Source organism: Staphylococcus croceilyticus (assembly GCF_002902575.1).
Taxonomy (GTDB): Bacteria; Bacillota; Bacilli; order Staphylococcales; family Staphylococcaceae; genus Staphylococcus; species Staphylococcus croceilyticus.
The window spans coordinates 1-24,234 of record NZ_PPRD01000030.1 but is presented as its reverse complement, the minus strand read 5'-3'; the positions used below and the strand labels follow the sequence as shown (position 1 = coordinate 24,234).

Below are 24,234 nucleotides of genomic sequence, written 5' to 3'. Positions count from 1 at the left end.
AGGTGAATTTACTGGATGGTTAATTGGTAAAACTAAGGCTAGCGAAAAAACAATTCATCATTATATTCATACGCTAAGTATCATTGGTTAATTTTTAAATAGTGAAATGAAAGAAAATCATTATAATAAAAATTTTTTACAGTACACTTCTAGTAAATTGTTTAGAAAGATATATCAATCTATATTAGAGGATGATACTGAAACTATAATTGAAATTGTAAAAGGGAAAAGACCTAAATATAGTGAAAGACAAAATGAATTATTTAACAAGTTTATGGAATACGAAAAACAAAATCATCCGACAGAAATCGTATTTGAGGATTTTAAATTTGGCAGTGTTCTTAGAACATATCTAACATTTTTATATGAATTTAATCATATTGATATTGATGAAGAGATTTTAAATGAACAAAACGAACAACAGTTAATTAAACAAGAAACTGAAGAAATCCTAAACACTAACAATTTATATATCAATCCAGAATTGCCACATCCCGTGATGTATTATGTACATTATGTAACTGGTGATAATTTGTCGTACGATGATGAAACATATAAAAAGTATCGATTTATAAAAGGACTAAAATATGTAGATAATGATAAGTATATCAACAGTGAGGATAAAGAAAAATTCCATCAATTTTTAGAAGAATTTGGTAATATTTCTGGTTATAGTAAATGTATTCTTCACTTATTAAATAGCGACTATAGAGGAAAGATTTTGTTAGCATCAATACCAAGCTCTAAAATTGATAAAGTAAGCATTACAAACAAGGTTGTAGACTATGTATGTAATAAGGATGAGCGTTTTATTAATGCGAATGATTTAATTCAAAAAGTAAATAATACTGAAACTGCTCATGAAAAAAGTGGCACTAGGAGCTGGCAAGATCAATTACAAAGTCTAAGTGTTAACACTATACCTAAAGAATATAAAAATTACCCGATTCTAGTTATAGATGATGTTGTGACTTCTGGGAGTTCATTTATAGCAATTTATAAATTATTATTACAATCACTTGGAATCGATAAGGAAAATATTTATTTTTATAGCTATGGCCGTACAATAAAACATGACAATTATATTATGTTAAATACAACTAAAAATATACCTAAGCAGAATCAACCAATAGACGGTATCATTTTTGATTTAGACCAAACAATCTTTGATAATAGTGTATTGTTTAATTATGATAAAACAGAACAAAATAGTAGAGGATTAGTTACTGAAATGTTGAATGATAAGAAAATTAAATTGTGTGATGGAATTAAAGAGTTGATGGCTATTGTTCAAACTAATAAAAATTTAAAAATTGCTTTTGTTAGTAATAGAGGTAAAACAGCTAAAACAATGTTAGATTATTTTAAAGATGAATTATATATTACAAATGATAATTTAGATACCAACTTTTTATTATCATTTAAAGATTGTATAGTTGAAGATGAAGAACAAAAGCTTTTCAGAATGAAACCAGACAGTTATTTAATAGATGAAGCGATTGAAAAAATGGGGCTTAACGCAAAAAGAGATAGAGTGATAGGAATTGGCAATGCTTTAAATGATATATCAGCTTATAATAATGCAAATATTGAAAGTGTATTAGTTAACTGGGGAAATGATCAAATTATTGATAATGATTTAGGTGCTAACTATGTGTTCAATACAGTAAATGAATTTAAATCATTTGTTGCTAATAATCTCCCTAAATAATATGTAATTGAGGTAATACAATGGATAAAATATCGATTTTTATTTTGGCATTAAGTAGCTTTAAAGGGGTAGGCGATGCTACAGTTAAATCTATTTTAGAAGAAGTAAATGTTGATGAAGATATATTAGATTATAACTACTTATATAAATTAAAGGAGAAAAAAATACAGAATTTAATTAATAAAAAAATAAGTAATAAAGAAATTTGGTTATCATCAGTTGAGAAAGCTAAAGAACAAATTATTAATGCAGAAGAAAAAGGTATCTCAGTCATTAACTTTAGTGAGAAAAACTATCCTCAAAACTTATTAAAACAAAAGAAATACCCTCTAATTATATATGTAAAAGGTAATTTGTCTATTTTAAACAATGAAAAAACAGTAGCGATTATTGGTACGAGAAATGCTACAATTTTAGGTAAAAAAATGAATGAACGTATTAGTAAACATTTTTATGAGCAAGGATACACTGTTGTAAGTGGTCTTGCAAAGGGTCATGATGCAATCGCTCATCAAATAGGTGTGCAGATGACTGGAAACACAGTTGCTATTCTTGCACATGGTTTAGATCAGTCTGTTTATCCTAAGGAAAATAGACGTTTAGCTGATGAAATATTAGAGGCTGGCGGGGCTTGGTTAAGTACATATCCACTTGGTCAGAAATTGGTGCCCCAATTTTTAGTGGCAAGAGATGAATGGCAAACATCTATGAGTAATGGTGTGATTGCAGTTGAAACAGGTATAAAAGGTGGAACAAATCATGCTTTGAACCATGGTCTAAAACAAAATAAACCAGTGGGCATGTTGGACCACACTAAATTTTCAAAGTTGACTAATGAAGAACTAAACAATACAGAACAAATACAAGGGAATTTAAAGAGAATTAATGATAATGAAGTGTATCCTTTATATGAGTTAAGTAGTATTACTCATTTCGATGAATTAATGCAAAAATATTATAATGATTCAAATGATGATTTTGAAAAAGAAAAAAAACAAATGTCAGAATCCAAACCAGTGAAAACTGATAATCAGGAGAATACTAATGTAGAACAATTAGGATTTGATTTTTAATATAAGACATTAATTTATAGATTTATACAATTGAAAAGAACAACACTTATAATAAAATAATAAGATTCTTGCAAAAAATACGAAGTATTGATGGCGAGACGCTACTAGGAATAGCATAAGCCTTGAGACAAAAATTAAATTAAAAAGCGATTAATCACAACCTACAAGCCTTTGAAAAAGGCTAATATAGTGATTAATCGCTTTTCCTTATCTAAATTATTGGCTTCACAGTGGCTGATTGACATTAAGCTTTCATATGCTTAATGTCTAATCAGCTTTGTGGGGGCGAAAAAACGAATTCTTACTAACTAGAATTCTGTTTCGCTCCCAAGCTATGCCTAGAGCAAGCGAGCCAAATCAATACGCAGTATTGAGTACAACTCTCTGACGCCAAGCAAGTACAAACTCACGCTTCATTTTAAAAAAATAAAATTAAAAAAACACCTCATAGTTAGAGACATATGTCCCAAACTACAAGGCATCTTATACTTAAAATATTAATACTTTCTTAAAAAGTCCAACTCACGGTCAAACAACTTATTCGCAATATAAGCTTGCACCGTATTTAGAACTTCCTCAATCTCTTGCGTCATATTCGATAACACACGCACCGCAAAGCCATGCGTAGGCAATTGCGTAATACCTAAACGACAATCATATGTCTTCGTATAATCCTTAATCTCCTCATACACTTCTTCGATTAACTTTTGCGTCACATCAGGATGGATAAAGTAAGCCGAACCTAAATGCGTATAGTCTTCCATGTAACCAATCGCATTCATCTTCGTCTTAGTTGGATCCATAAGCAAGTTATCATACGTCACTAACTCATCATCCACATAAATCTCATTAATTAAGTGCATGTAGGTATACGTGAAATGTTCATCTTTCATAGAGTATCCGGGTGTTAGAATATCCGTATAAAACATAGACGCACTTGCATCTAGTTTAAACACATTGTGCTGGAAGAATTTCGCATTTTCATAGGCAATAATAGGATCGCCCACGTATTCCATATAACCATCTTTCGCAATATTAAAAGTTTGATATTGCTCCACATGGTCATTTAACGTTTTATAAATCTTCGTAGCACCTTGCGACGTCAAAGTCACAGAAGCCGCTTCTTCCACATTAATATTCATACGATAACGGTCGCCATCTAGGTAACCACCGCCTACATTAACGATATAGAACGTTGGAATCGTTGATGAATTTAAATAAACTGGTCGAATAACTTTTAGAGCCTTTTCAAAAAAGATATCACGCGCAACAGAACGCTTACCATTATGGAAAACGGTAAGGTCTAATTGCCCAGTCCAAGCTTGGTCAGTATCTCTAGTTAAAATAGCCATTAAGATAATCCTTTAAGTAATACGTCGCGGTCAATCCATTCAAGCACATTCTCTAAACCTTCATCTGTTTTAAGGTTAGTAAATGTGAATGGACGAGTACCACGGAACGTCTTCGTATCCTCAGCCATTTGGTCTAATGACGCGCCAACGAACTCAGCTAAGTCCGTTTTATTGATGACAAAGTAATCAGATTTAATCATACCTTGTCCGCCTTTACGAGGAATCTTTTCACCTTGAGCAACGTCAATGATATAAATTGAGAAATCCACTAATTCAGGACTGAAAGTAGCCGCTAAGTTATCGCCACCAGATTCGATAAAGATTAATTCGATGTCCTCATTGCGTTCTAACAATTCATCAATCGCCGCGAAGTTCATAGACGCATCTTCACGAATTGCTGTATGGGGGCAACCGCCTGTTTCTACACCAATAATACGATCTTCAGGTAAGACACCTGTATTCACTAAGATTTTTTGGTCTTCTTTAGTATAAATGTCATTGGTAATAACGCCGATGCTAATATCTTTTGAAAGGCGACGTACTAATTTTTCTACTAATTGGGTTTTACCTGCACCCACAGGACCGCCAATACCAATTTTAATTGGGTTTGCCATAAATAATAACCTCCTATGAAATAAAGATTCTCACATTAACGTTTTCATGTTCCATTTGGTTAAGCTCTAAGCCTGGCGCTGTTAAGCCAAAGTCTGCTTCGCTTAATGTGAAAATGTGTTGTCGTGTACGCTCGATATATGGAATCATTTCCGTCACCACTTGTTGACCCGTCGTTTGTCCAAGTGGAATAGCACGTACAGCATTTTGAGTTAAACTTGAAACATTTTGATATAAATAGTAATCAATAATTGTTTCAATATCGACACCTAAGTAATGGCCAAGCATGGTGAAACATATCGCTGGATGTAATTTGGCACGTTTTTCTTTCATTTGCGTATGGTACCATTCAATCCATTCGCTATCATAAAGTTCCATTGCAAGTTTGACCATTCTTGTACCCATTTGTTTTGTACCTACGCGTGTCTCGCGAGGTAAGCTTTGAACGAAGATTAAACGATCAAGTTGTAGTACTCTGTCATGGTCCTCATTTTCCAAAGCCTGATAGACCAAACGCATCGCTAATCCATCTGAATACGTAAGTTGTTCATTAAGAAACAGTTGAAGCCACTCTTTGAAAGTAGTGGCATCATGTACTGCGTCTCTTTGAATATAAGTTTCCAGTCCAAATGAATGGCTAAATGCGCCGGTAGGGAATTGTGAATCACAGAACTGAAATAACCTTAAATTTGAATGATTAATCATGTGAATGTCCTATGTGTCTAAAGGCTTTATTCACTTTACGATCTTCATGACTATAAGGGATGTCGAGTGTTTTTAATAAGTCTTCTACTAAATAGTCATATTGCACGAGCATTTCAGTTTCTGTAAATTGGGCTGGTAAGTGACGATTACCTAATTGGTGCGCAATGTCGCCCATTTCTTGTAAATTACGTGGTTTAATTACAAGTAAATCTTCTGAATTTACATCAACGACAATCATGTTTGTATCGTCTTGATATAAAATATCGCCGTATTGTAAATCGATAGGTTGTTTTAAACGGATGCCGATTTCATTACCGTGATCGGTTGTTACGCGTTGAATGCGTTTTACTAAATCTGAGTTTTCAAGATAAACTTTTTCAACATGTTTATTCTTTTCCTCGGCAGAAAGGTTTGCGATATTACCTTGAATTTCTTCTATAATCATTAATAATGCCTCCTAGAATAAGAAGTATCTTTGTGTTAATGGTAATTCTGTAGCAGGTTCGCTAGTGATTTTTTCGCCATCTACAAATACTTCGTATGTTTGTGGGTCCACATCTAATTTAGGTGTAGCATCATTATTCTTCATATCTTTCTTAGTTAGGTTACGGATACCGTGAACAGGACGTACCATGCGTTCTAAGTTTAAGTTACGATAGATACCACTTTCAAATGCTGTTTTAGATACAAATGTAATAGATGTATGTTGTAAATTGCCGCCATATTGACCGTACATTCTACGATATTTTTGAGGTTGTGCCGTTGGAATAGATGCGTTGGCATCACCATTATTCGCTGAATTAATCATACCGCCTTTAACCACTAATTCAGGTTTAACGCCGAAGAATGCAGGATTCCACAACACTAAATCGGCTAATTTACCTTTTTCAATTGAACCCACATAGTCAGAAATACCATGTGTAATAGCAGGGTTGATTGTATATTTAGCGATGTAGCGTTTAATACGATGATTATCGTTATACTCTTGGTCGCCATCTAAGAAACCGCGTTGTTCTTTCATGCGGTGAGCCACTTGCCAAGTACGTGTGATGACTTCACCCACACGTCCCATTGCTTGTGAGTCTGAGCTAACCATACTGAAGACACCCATGTCTTGTAATACGTCTTCGGCTGCGATGGTTTCTTTTCTAATACGAGAATCTGCAAAGGCAATGTCTTCTGGAATAGAAGCATTTAAGTGATGTGTAATCATAACCATATCTAAATGTTCATCTACAGTATTACGTGTGTAAGGTAACGTTGGGTTAGTAGATGAAGGTAAGATATTTGGATAAGATGCCGATTTAATTAAGTCAGGCGCGTGTCCGCCACCAGCACCTTCTGTATGATACATATGTAATACGCGGCCTTTAACAGCTTTCATTGTATCTTCCATAAATCCAGCTTCATTTAATGTATCTGCGTGAAGTGCAATTTGAACATCAAATTCATCTGCTACTGATAAGGCATGATCTAATGCTGAAGGCGTTGCACCCCAGTCTTCGTGCACTTTCAAGCCAATAACGCCGGCATGAATTTGTTCAATTAAGGCAGTGTGGTTAACCGCTTGACCTTTACCGGTGAAACCAACGTTGATAGGTAAATGTTCAGCCGCTTCTAACATGCGATGAATGTGCCATGGGCCAGGTGTTACAGTTGTGGCTTTAGTACCTTCTGAAGCACCAGTACCACCACCGATATGTGTAGTGACACCACTTTCAAGGGCTACTTCTGCTTGTTCAGGGTTGATAAAGTGAACGTGAGTATCAATACCACCCGCAGTTACAATTTTACCTTCGGCAGAAATAACATCTGTAGTCGCACCGATAATGATATCAATATCATCCATAATGTCTGGGTTACCAGCTTGACCAATTGCAAAGATATAGCCATTTTTAATACCAATGTCAGCTTTAACAACTTTATCGTAATCGATAATCACTGCATTTGTGATAACTAAGTCTGCAACATAACGGTCATCACGTGTAACGTTTGGATTCTGACCCATACCATCACGAATAGATTTACCGCCACCAAATGTGACTTCGTCGCCATAATTTGTGTAGTCATGTTCTACTTGCGCAAATAGGTTTGTATCGCCAAGTCGAATTGAGTCACCTTTAGTTGGACCATAAAGGCTGGTATATTGAGATTGCGTCATTTTAAAACTCATTATGCTTTACCACCTTTTTTATTAATGTTTTCTTCGCCTTTGTCACCAAACACACCAGCGTGTTCATCATTTTTATCAGTTGGACGATAGACGCGTTCTTCATCAATTTCACCGTTAACCATGCCTCTGAAACCATAAATTTTACGATGACCCGCATATTCTACTAATTGAACTTTCTTTTCATCACCAGGTTCGAAACGTACAGCAGCACCTGCAGGGATATCTAGATGTTTGCCGTATGCTTTTTCGCGGTCAAATTGTAATGCTTGATTTGCTTCGAAAAAGTGGAAATGTGAACCCACTTGAATAGGACGGTCGCCTATATTTTTAACCGTAAGTACAGTTTCTGGTCGTCCTTTATTAATTTCAATTTCAGTACTTTTTACTTTAATTTCTCCAGGAATCATTTTTTCATCTCCTTACACGATAGGGTGGTGAACCGTGATTAGTTTTGTGCCATCTGGGAAAGTTGCTTCGATTTCAATGTCTGTAATCATGTTAGCAACGCCTTCCATTACATCATCTTCATTTAAAATCGTTCTACCATAGCTCATTAACTCCGCTACAGTTTTGCCATCGCGTGCACCTTCTAATAATTCATCGCTAATTAAAGCTAATGCTTCAGGATGATTCAACTTTAAACCACGTGCTTTGCGTCGACGTGCAACTTCTGCAGCTACAACAATCATTAACTTATCTTGCTCACGTTGCGTAAAATGCAAATTGATTCCTTCTTTCCTTATAAAGATAGTTGGTATTACGTTTTTAATGGTAGAACTATTAAATCGTTTGTACAAGCGATATAGTTAGTAAAAAAATTTAAATACGAACATAAATTGTATTTCTTCATATTTAAATTTTGCAATCGTGTTTTAATACGAGCATAATAAGGTAGTAATTTTTAAAAGGATAGAAGAGTAAGGTGAGTATGTGAAATATTTAGAAATATTCTTTAAAAACATTGGACAAGTTGTGTTCATGAATAACATGTGGACGGGGTTATTCATCTTAATAGGATTATTTATAGCCAAGTGGGAGATTGGTTTAGCAGCTATAATAGGAAGCGGTTTAGCATTATTATTAGCCCCATTCTTCAATTATAGTGATGCAGAAATTCGAGATGGTTTAGCTGGTTATAATTCAGTTTTAACTGCAATCGGTTTAGCGTTATTTTTAGAATCAAGTGTAGAAGCCTGGATTGTATTAATCTTAGCAACCATTTTAACGTTACCTGTTGGCGCAGCAATCCGCGAATTGTTGAAACCCTTTGGCGTACCAATGTTGACGTTTCCTTTCGTGTTAATGTCATGGCTTGTTCTAGCAATGACGACTCAATTTGCGAAATTACACGTTAACATCGATATTTTACCTCAGAAGGTTAAGCATCCAGAAATTAATCATAATCATATTAGCTGGCTCAGTGGAATTACGACGAACTTTAGTGAGATCTTCCTAGTGACCTCTATTATCGGTAGTATCTTAATTATTATTGGTATCTTTATAGGTTCAGTCAAAGCAGGGGTTTACGCTGTTATTTCAAGTATTTTAGCAGTCGTTTTCATCGTCTTACTTGGTGGCGATTATCCAACTATTACCAATGGTTTATATGGTTATAATTCTATTTTAACTGGTATCGCATTAGGTGCTATTTTCAATACGAAATTAAATACCTATGTGGCTGTCATTAGTGGCTTATTGCTTACAGTAGTGATGCATGGCGCGTTAGCTACAATGTTAGCACCAGTAGGTTTACCCATCTTTACCGCACCATTTATCTTTGCGACGTGGCTTGTGCTTTTTGCTGGTAAAGATACACAGACAGATGAAGTATAAGATAGAGCGGTAAGGAGTCGGATTTCAATATCCGGCTCTTATTTTATATTTTCACTCTTTGATGAACTTGGGTATGATAAGAGTAAGACATTAGATAATGATGAGGTGTGACATATGGAGAGACAGATTTATGTAATTGGCAGTATGTCGATGGATTTAGTTGTAGCAACGTCGATTGTCCCTGGAAAAGGTGAAACCGTACTTGGCGATTCATTTTTTACCACACCGGGTGGTAAAGGGGCCAATCAAGCTGTAGCAGCTGCACGTTTAGGACGAGATGTACATATGATTGGTCGTATTGGCAACGATACGTTTGGGGAAGACATTTTCCAAAATTTAAAAAATAACCAAATTAATGTGGAGCACGTAAAACCTACGGAAGGTCCTTCAGGAACTGCGCACATCACATTGGCTGATAATGATAACAGCATTATTGTCGTACCATCAGCGAATAATGAAGTAACGCCCGAGTATGTTCAAGAGGCATTAGCATCAACGCAACCTGGCGATATTGTGTTATTGCAACAAGAAATTCCAGCTGAAACCGTCGAAACGGCAGTGAAATATTGTTATGAGCATGATGTGATTTCAATCTTAAATCCGGCGCCGTACAGAGAAATTTCTGACGATGTGCTTGAACAAGTGACGTATCTCACACCGAATGAAACAGAGAGTGAGAATATGTTTGAAGGCGATGTTGATGGTGCATTGGAACGCTATCCTGATAAACTCATTGTGACGTTAGGCGAATTAGGCGCGGTGTATCATAATGGCCTCGAACAAGTAGAAATTAAAGGCTTTAAGCGTGAAGTGAAAGATACAACAGGCGCTGGCGACACGTTTAATGGTGCACTAGCAGTTGGTCTACAGAAAGGTTATGACCTTGCAGAAGCGGTCACATTCGCTAACTTAGCGGCTAGTTATGCCGTGGCAGGCATGGGTGCACAAGGTGGTATGCCAACCTTTGAAGACTTAGAAGCAGACTTAGAATTTTAAATTTTTTATTTTTGAAAATAGAAGCTAAAATAGATAACGATAAAGAACACCGTCAACTTTAGAGTATCTTAAGTGGGCGGTGTTCCTCTATATCAAGGAAATTCTATAATGGAAATGTAGAGAAAGGGTAAATGATATGAATTTTGATATTTATGACAAGATAGCGCTAGTCCTGATTATAGTTTTTTGCTTAGTTAGTACCATTAATATGCCACAATTGTATGAACTTATTATAAAGTTCGTCATCGTCTTTTTACTTATCATCAATGTAATTATGAAACTAGTAAATAAGAAATAATATATTTATTCATCTGAATGATTAAATTCGTGTAAAAATTTTGTTAAGTTCTAATTGATGTATTATAAATAATATAATAATACTATATAATAAAATGATGAACGGCATAAAATTTATTACTCAATTTAAAGGAGAAGATGAATGGCTAAAAAATATTTACTTGGACTAGTCACAGTTTTATTAGCAATTGTTTTATGTGCGTGTCAATCTACATCACAATCTCATGATGGAACAGACAAGAAATCCGCAGAAGATAGAAAAAAAGAAGAAAACATGTATGCGAAAAAGAAAAATAAAAACCAAAAAGATTGGGTTACATATAAGGGCGATGTTGCTCACGTCTTCTACCATCCACTGATTACAGAACCAAAGGTAGCATTTACGGGGGATCCAAATTCTGCTAAAGGGAATAATGATTGGATGATTACCGTTGATGAGTTCAATAAATCGCTAGATGAGCTTTATAAACATAATTACATATTAGTAGATCCGCATGATGTTTTTGATTTGAAATCAAATCCAATTAAAAAGAAAGAAATTAAATTACCTAAAGGCAAAAAACCACTTATCTTATCTATCGATGATATGAATTACTACGAGTATATGCGTGGTCACGGTTATGCAGACCGTTTAGTATTAGATAAAAATAATCACGTAGTATCTGAAACAAAAGGTAAAGATGGCAAAGTCACACAAAGTGAAACAAACGATATCGTGCCAATTTTAAATAATTTCGTGAAAAAACATCCTGATTTCTCATACAATGGCCAAAAGGGTGTCGTTGCTTTAACAGGTTATAATGGTGTACTTGGTTATCGTACAAATGAATTAGATAGTAAAGATTATGACAAACGTAAAGAACAAGCAACTAAAGTCGCTAATGCGATGAAACGTGATGGTTGGACATTCGCAAGTCATTCTTGGGGACATATCGATTTCGCTCATAGTTCATACGATCGTATAGTTGCTGATACAAAACGTTGGGAAAAAGAAGTAACACCAATCGTAGGTAAAACGGATCTCTTCATTTTCCCACATGGTGCTCAAGATAGAGGCTCACAAGCCTATAATTATTTAGATCATCAAGCAGGCTTTAAGTACATTGCTGGTGTAGGACCTAATAACTTCACAGATGTTGGTAAAGACAGCGTTTATCAAGACCGTGTCGCTATCGATGGTTTAAACTTATATGAATTTAAATATAAATTGAAACCATTCTTAGATCCAGAAAAGGTTTATAGCAAAGAAGATCGCCAATATTTTAAAGGCAATAAAGATTATAAATAATTGATTATACGTGGGACATCGCGTAAATATTCATATAAACTCTGAAAAGAACACATCAAATTCTTTTTAGAGTTTTTATTTTTGAAAAAATGGACCGAGCAATTATAAATTTAATGACTAGTATAACTTTGTTAATAGATGTTAAATTTGTTTGTTTTTTAAATTAATATGTAATTAACAAGCAAAAATAAGTTATAATAAATTGTGCAATATAAAAATATTAAAAGTAGGGAATAACATGTTTCAGAAAATAGTAAAGAGTATAGGAAGCATCAGTTTTATAGCTTTATTAAGTGCAACAAGCGCGCATGCAGCAGAAACACCATTCAATATTTCTAATCGAGTTCAACCTAATGGAGTCAGTTCATATTATCAACCAGATGGCGTTACTTTAACGACACAACAAGGCCAAATTTTATATGATTACCAGGGAAATAAAAAGGCTGATCCAGCCTCATTGTCTAAAATGATGACCTTATATTTAGTATATGATGCCATTGATAGTGGAAAACTGAAGTTAAATGATACTGTAAAAATAAAAGCACAATATGCGCAATTATCTAGAGTGCCTAATTTAACTTCCGTGCCATTACAAACAGGGCAAGTATATACGATTGAGCAATTAATTAAACAAACTGCCTTGCCTTCAAGTAATACAGCAGCCCTCATTTTAGGGGAAAAAGTAAGTGGTAATACATCAACATTTACAGATAAAATGAATCAACAAGCCCAAATATTTAAAATGTATAATACGCATTTCGTTAATCCTGCCGGTGCACAAAATAATTTATTGGGACAATGCGCACCAGCAAGATATAGAAATCAAATTTATCCTACAAGTACTTCAAAAGACATGACAATACTAGCACATGAACTTATCGCTAAGCATCCGGAAATATTAAAGGTAACGCAATTGCCTCAAGATACACAAAAAGGTTATACCTTTATGAATACGAATTTATCGTTAAAAAATCAACTGCTCTATTTACCAGGTACAGACGGTTTGAAAACTGGCACAAGTGACAAAGGTTACAACATTACATTAACGAATAAATTAAATAATTTACGTTTAAACGAAACCGTGCTGAACGTTAAACCTTATGGGGATTATAATGCGAAATATAGTAGAAATAGAATAGCTAATAATATTATTCGATATTATCGTCAACAATATGAATATAAAAAAGTGCTTTCTAAAGGAAAACAAACGATAGGAAAACAAACTTATGAAGTGAAAAAAGATTTATATGATACCGTGCCGAAAGATAGAAAGAAATGGACAATTAAAGTAGATAACAATAATCAAGCTTATGTGTCTTATAATCGTTATTTTTTACCTAACACAAGCGCTCCAAAAGTACCTGTAGAAAAGAAATGGAATTTATTTTAAACATTTAACTCAATAAAGTAAAAAAGAAATTCTTAAAATAGAGATGAAGAGTGTAAGTAAATACGTGATTTAGAGTGCACGAATTAGACTAATCTCCCAACATTTCATTTAAGAATTTCTTTTTATTTAGGGAAGGTTGTATTATTTCAACTTTTTCAAATGTATTTCTCTAGCGCCACAGATGAGTGCCACGATTTCTGCAGTGACTTTATCAATGGACTGTTGTTGCCCTTGTTGAAGCCAATTAGTAATCACACTCAAGATACCTCCAGTTAGAAATTGGCCATACATCGTTGTATCTACATAAAATTGCCCACTTTGTTTATCAAATTCAATTTGCTTTTTAACTGCTTCGTAAATTTGATCGTAAAAAATACTATAAACTTCTCCGTAATAATTTAAATTAATCACGCTACGAACAATCGCTTTATTTTCATGAATAAACTGCAAAATATCTTTAATTAATTTTTCAAAAAAACGACGGGGATTATCTGGATTAATTTCTGGTAAATATAACGCTCTAAAATGATCAATCATTAGCCCAATACCGTAATTTAATAAATCATATTTATCATTAAAATGACGATAAAATGTAGATCTTCGAACGTTTGCTTTATCGCATAAATCTTGAATCGTAATTTGTTCGAACGTCTTGGCTTGAAGAAGTTCAAAGAAAGTAGTCAATATAGCTTGGCGTGTTTTTTGAACGCGTAAATCTTGTGGATTCAAAGTTTTTCACTCCCAATATCGGACAATTTTACGTATTTGTCACTTAAGTTACATTCCCTTCTTATTGACACACAACAGGCACGCTTGCCTCTCTATAATAAGGTCGAAGGGTAGATTAATTTCATAAAGAATTACTTATAGTTTACTACTTTTCAGAAAAATTTAAAAAATACTTTGAATGCTTGGGAAGTGAAATAAATGTACTATAGTAACGGAAATTATGAAGCATTTGCGCGTCCTAAAAAACCAGAAAATGTAGAGGGAAAGTCTGCTTATCTAATCGGGTCTGGATTAGCATCTTTAGCAGCTGCATGTTTCTTGATTAGAGATGGGCAAATGGATGGGTCAAAAATCCATGTTTTAGAGGAGTTATCTAAACCTGGTGGAAGTTTGGATGGTGCTGAACTTCCGATGAAAGGCTACGTTGTACGTGGCGGAAGAGAAATGGAGAATCATTTCGAATGTTTATGGGATTTATTTCGCTCCATCCCATCGTTAGAAATAGAAGGCGCTTCCGTCTTAGATGAGTTTTATTGGTTGAACAAAGAGGATCCCAATTACTCACGATGTCGTGTTATTGAGAAAAGGGGACATCAGTTAGCCACTGATGGTGACTTCACGTTAACGAAACAAGCCATTAAAGAAATCGTCGCTTTATGTTTGAAGAAAGAAGAAGAGTTGAACGATGTAAAAATTTCAGATGTCTTTTCAAATGACTTTATGCACTCCAATTTCTGGATTTATTGGAAAACAATGTTTGCCTTTGAACCTTGGCATTCTGCAATGGAAATGCGTCGCTATTTAATGAGATTTGTTCATCATATCGGAGGGTTAGCTGATTTCAGTGCTTTGAAATTCACCAAATATAATCAATATGAATCACTCGTACGTCCTATGATTGCCTATTTAAAGTCCCATGGTGTCCAGTTCCAGTATGATGTACAAGTGCTTGATATTAAAGTGGATGTCACAACGAAAGAGAAAGTTGCTCGAGAAATTCAATTGAAACGTCAAGGTCAACTTGAAACGATTACATTAACTCCAGATGATTTCGTGTTTGTGACTAATGGCAGTATCACAGAAAGTTCAACTTATGGAGATAATGACACACCGGCGTCCCCTAATCATCAACCCGGTGGCAGTTGGAACTTATGGCGCAATCTTGCGAAACAAAGCCCTGAGTTTGGTTGCCCTGAAAAGTTCTACCAAGATTTACCTGACAAAAGTTGGTTCGTCTCAACAACTATCACTACCAATAACAAAACGATTATCGACACCATTGAACGTATATGTAAACGAAATCCTTTATCTGGCAAGACCGTTACAGGTGGCATTATTACTGTAAATGATTCTAATTGGCAAATGAGCTTTACTATTAATCGCCAACAACAATTTAAAACACAGCCAAAAGATGAAATGAGCGTATGGGTTTACGCCTTATATTCTAATGTAGAAGGCGATTATATCCATAAACCTATCGTTGAGTGTAGTGGTAGCGAAATTTGCCAAGAGTGGTTATATCATATAGGCATCTCAGACAATCTAATAGAAAACCTTGCCAACAATCATTGCAATAGTATACCTGTCTATATGCCGTATATTTGTTCCTATTTTATGCCTAGAGCCGTTGGTGATAGACCACTTGTTGTGCCTAAGGATTCTCGTAACTTAGCCTTTATTGGGAATTTTGCTGAAACAGAGAGAGATACGGTCTTTACAACAGAATATTCCGTAAGAACCGCAATGGAAGCGGTATACCAACTCTTGGATATTGATAGAGGTGTCCCAGAAGTTGTTGCGTCAGAATTTGATTTGCGTGTGCTCATGGATGCACTATATGAATTGACTGATCGCAAAGATTTAACAGAATTAGTCGAACAAAATAGAATTCAACAATTCGCCCTAAATGCTTTCTTGAAGAAGATTAAGAACACCTATATTGAAGAAATGTTACAGCAGCACAAGTTACTATAAGTGTAGGTAAACTTTTATCGTGCAAGCTTTAACCCCCGCGTGACATCAGCCATCATGCGGGGGTTATTAATATTCAATATTAGAAATTAATTCTTAATATAATTTTTTAAATGTTTAGCGGTTACTGAATTTTCGACTTCAAAAATACCTTCAGGTTGGCCTGCATAAAGCAATTGGCCTCCTTTATCTCCAGCGAAAGGCCCAATGTCAATGAGCCAATCGGCTTGCGTCATCATCGTTAAGTTATGTTCGATTAAGATAACCGTATTGCCTTCATCAATGAGATTATTGAAACAATCAATTAATATAGGTAAATCATCTTCATGCAAACCAGTCGTTGGTTCGTCAAAGATGAACAATTGATTTGTCACATCTTGCGTGAGATAACGACTTAACTTCACACGCTGAATTTCGCCACCTGATAATGTGTCGAGAGATTGACCTAACGTCATATAGTTAAGACCTGTATCAGCTAGAGCTTGAAGCGGACGTGTGATATTAGGGCTGTCGCTAAACTTTTCAATCGCTTCTTCAACAGTTAATGCTAAAATATCAGCAATAGAGTAACCGTCTACTTTCGCCTCTAATACTTCAGGACGGTATCTTGTGCCACCACACATTTCGCACACTTGTGAAAAGTCCGGCATAAACGCAAGCTCCGTTTTCAATACACCTTTACCATGGCATTCAGGACATGCACCTTCAGAATTATAACTAAACATGCTTTTTTTAAGTCCCGTATGTTTGCTAAAGAAACTGCGCACATCGTCAAAAATATCTAAATAAGTGAGTAAATTAGAACGATTTGATGCATGTACAGGTTTCTGATCAATGAAAATCGCATCTTGATTTTTTTCAAATGCTGCAGTAATGAGCGAACTTTTACCTGAACCAGCCACGCCAGTAACGACTGTCATCGCATGTTTCGGCAGCTCAGTAGAAATATTATTTAAGTTATTGCGACTAATATTTGAAATATTAATCATATCTTTAGGCTGACGTAATTCAGACTTCAAGGTGTGTGTTTGTTTTAATGCATGACCAGTACTTGTATCAGAATTAAGTAAATCTTCATAGCTACCTGTGAAAGTGATTTCGCCCCCATGTTTACCAGCGCGCGGACCTAAATCAATGATATGGTCAGCCGTCTTAATGACATCAGGGTCATGCTCAACGACGAGGACCGTATTCCCTTTATCTTTTAGCGATTGAATAATGTCGTTGATACGTTTAATATCCTCAGGGTGCAAGCCGACACTTGGTTCATCAATAATGTAAACAAGATCACTTAATGGACTGTTTAAATGACGAATCAGTTTGATACGTTGTGACTCACCGCCAGATAGGGAAGTTGTCTCCCTTGCTAGCGTTAAATAATTTAAGCCAATATAGCTTAATGCTTCAAGTTGTTTTTTGAGTGGTTCAATAATCACGCGTGCTTTATCTGATTTTATTTTTTCTAAAAAGGCTAACGCCTCGTCGATTTGTAAATTCGTAAATTCTGCTATATTCAAACCATTGATTTTACAACTTAATACTTTCTCATTAAGACGTTGACCATGACAACTTGGACAATCATGTTTAGAAACGACGCGATCAATATCTTGTTTGAAACGTTTCTTTTCAAAATTATCATTTAGTAAAAAGGAACGACGAAATCTATGAATTAATCCTTCAAATTTAGCAGTTCTCGGCCAATTTGATGGTGGATTTTTTAATTTCGTAGGTTCTGTATAAAGAAACGTATCCAGTTCTTCTTTAGTGTAATCTTTTAACTTTTTATCATTATCAAATAAGCCTGTATATAAATAACGTTTACCACGCCAACTGTCAGGTCTGAATGAAGGGAACTTAATCGCATCTTCATTAAGTGATTTGTCAAAATCTAACAATTCGTTTAAATCGATATCTTCAACATAACCTAAGCCAGAACATGTTTCGCACATACCTTTAGGATTATTGAATGAAAAGATGTCAGAATACCCAACAAAAGGTTCACCAATACGAGACCATAAAAGACGTACAGAAGCATAAATATCAGAAATGGTACCTACCGTTGAACGTGAATTACCTCCAAGTCGCTTCTGATTAATAATCATGGCGACAGGAAGATTTTTAATTTGATCAACATCTGGTTTCTCATATTGTGTGAGTTGATGTTGGACATAACTTGAATAAGTTTCGTTTAACAATCTTTCTGATTCTGCAGCGACAGTATTAAAGACGAGGGAAGACTTCCCCGAGCCTGACCGCCCTGTAAAAACGGTTAATTGATGCTTTGGAATCGTTACATTTATATTTTTTAAATTATTCTGTTTTGCGCCGATAATTTCTATATTACTCATCATTTACACCTCTTAATTACACTTTTATGTCTTATTTGATTTTGGGGAAATTAATTTACTGTTCGAGTGGTTTGATTTTTACGTCTAGGTTGAAATATTTTTCAAGTATGTCGCGATAATTATCAGATGTGACATCAATTTTTTCTTTATTGTCTTGTTTGCTTAATGTCAGATGATTAAATGACATCGTTGCTCGCCCGAATAATTGTGGTTTTGTAATCATGAGTTGTTTTACAAAGATAGCTTCAGGATTTTTAGAATTATATTCAATCATTGGGTCAAAATCATGAATATTTTGTGGTTTCATTTCAGCTTCGTAACGTGTAACCCATTGTTCATTTTCAAGTTTTTGTACGCTATATGTGTCTTCATTTTCAGAAATAGCACGGAATTGGCCTGTTAAATCTGTAACGGGATGCGTAGGGTCTAAAGTGCCAATACGTAATGATTGTAAGGGTAAATCGCCAAATCCTACGTCAGCTACGTAATTAATGTCATCGATTGGAACCACGAGTGACATATGAGAACCATGAGGACTTGTATGACCACCAGGTTGATGTACCGTTGCTGGCATACGATATACAGTAAAACCTTTTTCTTCGAGGTAAGTACCGAAGAAATGGTTCATTTCATAACAGAAACCTCCACGATGTTGATTGATAATTTTATCGAATAGATCATCGATTTCTACAGAGATAGGTACGCCGTTTTGTACATTTATATTTTCAAAAGGAACCGTCATCATATACTGTTTTATATAGTAATCAAGTGCTTCGACTGTGGGTTCGTTATATTGTGTCGAATCTATATCTAAATAGCGTTCAATTGTTTGTATATCCATGGGAACAGGAACTCCTTTATTTAATACTTTTACTCTTTCAATACCCTAAATTAAATAGTTTATGATTAGTACTTAATACTTCGTATTATTTCAAGAAGAATACTATTCCTTACAACGTAAAAAAGTTCTAAGATAGAATTTTACTCACTTAAGTTGAGACGCTTGCCTAGGGTACAGTTTCAGCCAGAAATTCCTCACAGATAAATCTGTGGGGATTTCTAAGGTCTTCTAAAGCAGTTCTTAGATGAATATTACTCATTTTGTTGCGACGCTTTCTTGCGGGAAAGGCTCAAGCCTGTAGTCTTGAGGCTCTTTCTTTTCCGCCAAGAGTCGCGCAACGGCATTCGCTATTCATCTTAGAACTACTTACGTAAGTGTGTGAACACTTACGTTCCTTTCCCCAGCTTGCTTTGTTTGTAGACTTTCTTTACGAAAGTCTTTGTGCTAGGGCTCCGCGCTCAACTACGTTTCGTTATCTATCTTAGAACTCTATAATGTGTGTTATTAATATGTGAGGAATTATAATTCTTGTTTGTTGAAAATTGATAATGAAATGAAATAAGAAGCAACTAAGCAAATTATTCCTAATAGAGCATATAAACTAATGAAAATAACATCTGTAGGGTTGTTACCTAGCTCAGAGAATGAACCAGAACGCATCATAGCAGACATAATAACGCCAAAATAAGTAATAAAGAATAAAATAAGTACAATTACAGATGTTGAAATCATTATTACATTTGAATTTTCAGGTCCAAATTTAAATGTTAATGGGAACATAATGGCATATGTGCCAGCAGCTCCAATTCCTACGAGTCCAGAAACAAGTGTTAGCATTAAGTTTTGATGGATGGCAAATACTGCGATTAGTCCAAGAATTAACCCGATAAAAATCAAAATGCCATAAAATAAAAAGTAACTTTTAATATATGCACTACGATGTGATGGCAATGTTGAAACATAATACATCCACTTTGAATCTTTTTCGCGTTTTAAGTTATCTGTTACAGGTGATAATAAGAAAATCATTGGTAAAAAACATGACATTGCTGGGTTAATAAATGCGAATAAGAAACTTGCTATAATAGCTACAATTAAATATGTGATAAGTGATTTTTTAGATGCATAGAAACTACTTAGTAATAAGCCCTTCATTATTTTTCACCTCTCATAATTAATTTTGTTGCATCATCGATACTATGAAGTGATTGAGCGTTAGTCACTCGAGATCGATCATTAATTAATATTTGGTGTTGGCCGTTACGTGTTCTTGAAGCTACTATCATTTCATTTGGAAGTTCTGGGACTTCATTTTCAGGAGCTTCAAGAATGCCATAGTTATTAAGTAGAGTGTGTTTATCTTCTTGTAGGACAATGTCGCCGTCTTTCATAAAGATAAGTTGGGTAGCTAACTGTTCAATGTCTTCTGAGATGTGAGATGAAATTAGGATGCCATTACCTTCTGAAATGTAGTCTTCTAACATTTCAATGACTTCTTCACGACCAGAAACGTCCATGCCAGCTGTTGCTTCATCTAATATTAATAATTTAGAATCATGAGCTAAAGCAATGGATAACGCAGCCTTCATACGCATACCTCTAGAGAAAGTCTTGATTTGAGAAGTGGTAGGAAGATCGAATTCTTTGATAGTATTAAAGAATTTCTCGCTATTCCATGTTTTGAAAATATTCGCAAAAACTTTATCCATATCTTTGATTTCGAGTTTATCTGGGACACGTAAATCATCAAATACGACGCCTATATGTTCTTTATAAGCATGATCTTTGTCAGATACTACTTTATCAAAGAATGAAATTTCTCCAGAATCTTTGAAACGATTGCCTACCAACGTATTAATTAGCGTTGATTTACCGGAACCGTTCTTACCAATCAACCCAATCACTTCGCCGGGTTTTAAAGTGAAAGAAATATCATTTAAGTTGAAGTTGGATTTCTTATAAGATTTGTTCAGATGTTGCACTTGCAAAAGATGTTCCATAATAATCCTCTCTTTCTGTAGATAGCATAGAATTTATTGGATTTTTAATTTGTTACTTCCATCATAGTATAAATTTAGCAATAAATAATTAGGATTTATAAAATTTACGTACTTTTAACATATAACCAAATGTGTTGTAAGCGAACAAGATGATTAGGATGCCAATACCAACCGCTTGATTGATACCTGTAATAATTGAAAAGATACCTAAGAACATAGCACCTATAATAATTAAGGAAATATTTATGTGATAGACTTTAAACATAGATTCAAGTGTAATGTGACGTTCGCCTTCATCCATACTTTGTAAAACGCGTTCTGTATATTTAGCTTCGCCTTGTTTAGGCATACGTGTATCATATTTTCTATAAAAGAAACCAAGCATGATTGACGGGATAATTGATAGCATAAATGGCACAATAACTAACAATAAAATAGATGCTGGGCCATTACCCAAGGCAACAATAAAAATATTCAATAAAGCGATCAATACTGCTACATAATATAATGTGCCAGTTCTCATGAAGGTTAAATTAGCTTTTTGATCATATTGATCAAGGTTAGCATCATTGGCATTTTTAGTTTTATGTTTGTATTCTAAAGATGTTTTAGAGGTCTTCCAAATCGTAAAGATAAGTCCAATATTAATTAATGAAGCGATGATGGTAACAATAATAGTGAAGCTATATGAAGCGAAATGTAAGCTACCAAAAATATTGGCATCACTTAACCTTCCTATTGCGCCTCCTATAATTCCACCAATAATAGCTCCTATTAGTACATAAAGTAGATATCTGCCTACTTTCATAAATCTTCCTCCTCAAATATAAAGACGTTTTCAACTGGTTCATTAAAGATACGTGCAATCTTAACTGCGGTTAGGATGGATGGCATGAAATCATTACGTTCAATCAAAGAAACCGTTTGACGCGAAATGCCGGCTTTTTGTGCGAGTTGTGTTTGATTATAGCCATCGCGAGCACGTAATTCTTTTAGGCGATTTCGCAATTTAATCAACTCCTTAATTCACACGATACAGTATCATGGTCATTTTGACAAATATATTAGTCAAAAAGACGTTTATTTTTGTCATTTAAAGTCGTAAAAGTAGCCTTCGGGTTGTCTGAAGTAAGACGACCGGAAGGCTTAATTTAGTGTGTTTTACTATTAGCAGAAATCCATAGGAATAGTTCGTCAAGGTTATACTTTTCGTCGATTGATTGGTTAACATCTTTCAAAGTAATTGAAGATAATGTAGATATTAAGGTCTCTTCAATATTATTGAGTGCATGACTCACAACACATAGTTCAGCTTTTTGGCCTTCATTTTCACCTAAAAAAGATTTCAATAAATGTTGGCTCGAGAAAATCTTATCTCGGCCTTCAATTGCTAAAAAAACATCATAAAATGTGATTTGGTTTAAAGGTTTCTTTAATGAAAAACCGCCATTTTTACCTGTTGAAGAGTGTACTAGTCCTTCTTTAACAAGTGCTTTAATTATTTTCTTCAAGTAAGAGTCTGAAACGTCTAAACGTTCGCTTAACGTTGTGGAGGTCATGACATGATGTTGTGGGAGATGATTGAGAATTAATAAAACATAAATGGCCTGTTCCCATCCTTTAGATAGTTTCATAAACGTTCACCTGTTTCTTCGCATTTATTTAATTATAAAATATAATATAAAAATTTTATATATTAATATTGAAAAATAAAGGAGGGCATTTATAATGTTAATTAAAGACAAAGAATATCTTAATTATCTTTAATAAATGATTTGGAGATGACATCTATGAAATCACAACAAGGTTCTTATTTAACTTTTTATGTGTGTATCGTTTTAACGACGATATGCATGGGTTCTTCTTTTCCAACAGGGAAATATTTAATTTCAATTGAACATGTGCCACCTATGTTACTTGGAGGATGGCGATTCATTATAGCCGGACTTATTATCTTAATCTTTATGTTATTAAAAACGGGCACTAAAGAAGTACTACCTGAAAGTAATGGTAGCATTTTTAAAGGGTTTGTATTTGTATCGGTTATTGGCTTGTTACAAACGGCTGGAACGATGGGGTTATTAAACATTGCAATGGCATTTGGCGTTTCCTCTTCAATGTCAGCAGTTTTACTCTTCACGAACCCTTTGTGGTTAGCCGTGCTTGCACATTTCTTATTAAACGAACGTTTAACGAAGATGAAATGTTTCGCATTGGTATTAGGTATTACGGGTGTGGCGATTTGTTTAGGATTAGATCGTACACTATTGGGGTGGGGCGCATTTGTGGCATTACTCGGCTCCTTATGTTGGTCATGTAATACAATCGTTACGAAACTTGTTGCATTTGATAAAGGAGCTTGGGTGTTAACGGGTTGGCAATTATTACTGGGCGGCGTGATCATGATTATTTTAAGTGTCATATTACGAGAACACTATTCAATCACTCATTTAAATGGATGGGGTTGGCTATGGTTTTGGTGGCTTGTCTTCCCAGCGTCAATCGGTTCATTTGGACTTTGGTTTAGTAGTTTGAATTTACGTGGTGCTACGATTGCGAGCAGTTTTCTATTTTTAGTACCCTTATTTTCTACAATTTTTTCTGTTATAGGTTTAGGCGAGCCTTTTACGCTTCATATTATGATAGGTGGTTTGTGCGTTATTATTGCGCTATTTTTTATTAATTATTCACCAATTCATTCTCATTATTAAGTAAATAAATTTTTAAAAAACGAATAACGCTACTTAACAGTTCTGGGATAGAAGTCACAATGAGCTCCCAGAACGTTTTTTTATGCTTCCTTGCATTAGACATACTGACACCCCTTTAAATTAACTCTAACATAACAATTTTTTTCCTAAAAATGATAAGAAATTTAGTATAAAACTTAAAATTTTCCAAAAAAATATATAAAT

At 34.6% G+C, this 24,234-nt stretch carries 23 protein-coding genes; 8 read left to right on the top strand and 15 right to left on the bottom strand.

Annotation, left to right across the window (positions count from 1 at the left end):
• Positions 1-106 precede the first annotated feature (106 nt).
• Together CD128_RS05050 and CD128_RS05045 are read left to right on the top strand one after the other, a co-directional pair.
• The gene (locus CD128_RS05050) at positions 107-1,711 is read left to right on the top strand and encodes an HAD family hydrolase (protein ID WP_103328972.1); all 1,605 of its coding nucleotides are present in this window, start codon (positions 107-109) and stop codon (positions 1,709-1,711) included.
• 20 nt (positions 1,712-1,731) lie between these two features.
• Positions 1,732-2,784 carry a DNA-processing protein DprA gene (locus CD128_RS05045; protein WP_103328971.1) on the top strand — a complete coding sequence of 351 codons (1,053 nt, stop codon included), beginning with the start codon at positions 1,732-1,734 and terminating at the stop codon, positions 2,782-2,784.
• 497 nt (positions 2,785-3,281) lie between these two features.
• Here the strand turns inward: CD128_RS05045 and CD128_RS05040 are convergent, their stop codons facing one another.
• The 7 genes from CD128_RS05040 to CD128_RS05010 are packed head-to-tail and all read right to left on the bottom strand — an operon-like array spanning position 3,282 to position 8,348.
• Positions 3,282-4,136: an urease accessory protein UreD gene (locus CD128_RS05040; RefSeq protein ID WP_103328970.1), complete on the bottom strand. Its 855-nt coding sequence runs from the start codon at positions 4,134-4,136 to the stop codon at positions 3,282-3,284.
• The gene (ureG, locus tag CD128_RS05035; protein WP_103328969.1) at positions 4,136-4,750 is read right to left on the bottom strand and encodes an urease accessory protein UreG; all 615 of its coding nucleotides are present in this window, start codon (positions 4,748-4,750) and stop codon (positions 4,136-4,138) included. Before ureG ends, CD128_RS05040 begins: the two co-directional genes overlap by 1 nt.
• Positions 4,751-4,763: 13 nt before the next feature.
• Complete coding sequence (locus tag CD128_RS05030) at positions 4,764-5,453, bottom strand: urease accessory protein UreF (protein WP_103328968.1); 690 nt, start codon at positions 5,451-5,453, stop codon at positions 4,764-4,766.
• Positions 5,446-5,898 (bottom strand): urease accessory protein UreE, encoded by a 453-nt coding sequence (ureE, locus tag CD128_RS05025; protein WP_103328967.1) that lies wholly within the window; start codon positions 5,896-5,898, stop codon positions 5,446-5,448. The genes CD128_RS05030 and ureE overlap by 8 nt, the downstream gene beginning before the upstream one ends.
• A 12-nt stretch (positions 5,899-5,910) precedes the next feature.
• A complete protein-coding gene (gene ureC, locus CD128_RS05020; RefSeq protein WP_103328966.1) occupies positions 5,911-7,626 on the bottom strand; it encodes an urease subunit alpha in 1,716 nt (571 codons plus the stop codon).
• Positions 7,626-8,033, bottom strand: a complete 408-nt coding sequence (locus tag CD128_RS05015) for an urease subunit beta (protein WP_103328965.1) — start codon at positions 8,031-8,033, stop codon at positions 7,626-7,628. Before CD128_RS05015 ends, ureC begins: the two co-directional genes overlap by 1 nt.
• A 12-nt stretch (positions 8,034-8,045) precedes the next feature.
• Positions 8,046-8,348, bottom strand: a complete 303-nt coding sequence (locus CD128_RS05010; protein ID WP_103328964.1) for an urease subunit gamma — start codon at positions 8,346-8,348, stop codon at positions 8,046-8,048.
• 208 nt (positions 8,349-8,556) lie between these two features.
• Between CD128_RS05010 and yut the strand changes: the two genes are divergently transcribed.
• From yut to pbp4, 4 genes are all read left to right on the top strand, one after another.
• Complete coding sequence (yut, locus tag CD128_RS05005) at positions 8,557-9,459, top strand: urea transporter (RefSeq protein WP_103328963.1); 903 nt, start codon at positions 8,557-8,559, stop codon at positions 9,457-9,459.
• 114 nt (positions 9,460-9,573) lie between these two features.
• Positions 9,574-10,455, top strand: a complete 882-nt coding sequence (gene rbsK, locus CD128_RS05000; protein ID WP_103328962.1) for a ribokinase — start codon at positions 9,574-9,576, stop codon at positions 10,453-10,455.
• Between the two features lie 439 nt (positions 10,456-10,894).
• The gene (locus tag CD128_RS04995; protein WP_103328961.1) at positions 10,895-12,040 is read left to right on the top strand and encodes a polysaccharide deacetylase family protein; all 1,146 of its coding nucleotides are present in this window, start codon (positions 10,895-10,897) and stop codon (positions 12,038-12,040) included.
• A gap of 238 nt (positions 12,041-12,278) precedes the next feature.
• The gene (pbp4, locus tag CD128_RS04990) at positions 12,279-13,430 is read left to right on the top strand and encodes a penicillin-binding protein PBP4 (protein ID WP_103328960.1); all 1,152 of its coding nucleotides are present in this window, start codon (positions 12,279-12,281) and stop codon (positions 13,428-13,430) included.
• Positions 13,431-13,571: 141 nt separating this feature from the next.
• On the opposite strand, the gene CD128_RS04985 is transcribed toward pbp4, so the two are convergent.
• Positions 13,572-14,159, bottom strand: coding sequence for a TetR/AcrR family transcriptional regulator (locus CD128_RS04985; RefSeq protein ID WP_103328959.1), 588 nt, complete (start codon positions 14,157-14,159; stop codon positions 13,572-13,574).
• A gap of 198 nt (positions 14,160-14,357) precedes the next feature.
• On the opposite strand from CD128_RS04985, the gene CD128_RS04980 reads away from it, so the two are divergent.
• Entirely contained in the window at positions 14,358-16,133 is a 1,776-nt protein-coding gene (locus tag CD128_RS04980) for an oleate hydratase (protein WP_103328958.1), read from the top strand.
• An 86-nt stretch (positions 16,134-16,219) separates the two neighbouring features.
• On the opposite strand, the gene CD128_RS04975 is transcribed toward CD128_RS04980, so the two are convergent.
• From CD128_RS04975 to CD128_RS04945, 7 genes are all read right to left on the bottom strand, one after another.
• On the bottom strand, positions 16,220-18,478 hold the full coding sequence (locus CD128_RS04975; protein ID WP_103328957.1) for an ATP-binding cassette domain-containing protein: 2,259 nt from the start codon (positions 18,476-18,478) through the stop codon (positions 16,220-16,222).
• Positions 18,479-18,533: 55 nt separating this feature from the next.
• Positions 18,534-19,319, bottom strand: a complete 786-nt coding sequence (locus CD128_RS04970; RefSeq protein ID WP_103328956.1) for an arylamine N-acetyltransferase family protein — start codon at positions 19,317-19,319, stop codon at positions 18,534-18,536.
• 519 nt (positions 19,320-19,838) lie between these two features.
• Positions 19,839-20,474, bottom strand: a complete 636-nt coding sequence (locus tag CD128_RS04965; protein ID WP_103328955.1) for an ABC-2 transporter permease — start codon at positions 20,472-20,474, stop codon at positions 19,839-19,841.
• The gene (locus tag CD128_RS04960; RefSeq protein ID WP_103328954.1) at positions 20,474-21,319 is read right to left on the bottom strand and encodes an ABC transporter ATP-binding protein; all 846 of its coding nucleotides are present in this window, start codon (positions 21,317-21,319) and stop codon (positions 20,474-20,476) included. The genes CD128_RS04965 and CD128_RS04960 overlap by 1 nt, the downstream gene beginning before the upstream one ends.
• Before the next feature lie 88 nt (positions 21,320-21,407).
• Positions 21,408-22,127, bottom strand: coding sequence for a DUF3169 family protein (locus CD128_RS04955; protein WP_103328953.1), 720 nt, complete (start codon positions 22,125-22,127; stop codon positions 21,408-21,410).
• A complete protein-coding gene (locus tag CD128_RS04950) occupies positions 22,124-22,327 on the bottom strand; it encodes a helix-turn-helix transcriptional regulator (protein WP_103328952.1) in 204 nt (67 codons plus the stop codon). Before CD128_RS04950 ends, CD128_RS04955 begins: the two co-directional genes overlap by 4 nt.
• Positions 22,328-22,470: 143 nt before the next feature.
• The gene (locus CD128_RS04945) at positions 22,471-22,953 is read right to left on the bottom strand and encodes an RrF2 family transcriptional regulator (protein WP_103328951.1); all 483 of its coding nucleotides are present in this window, start codon (positions 22,951-22,953) and stop codon (positions 22,471-22,473) included.
• Between the two features lie 156 nt (positions 22,954-23,109).
• On the opposite strand from CD128_RS04945, the gene CD128_RS04940 reads away from it, so the two are divergent.
• Entirely contained in the window at positions 23,110-24,030 is a 921-nt protein-coding gene (locus CD128_RS04940) for a DMT family transporter (RefSeq protein WP_103328950.1), read from the top strand.
• Positions 24,031-24,234 lie beyond the last annotated feature (204 nt).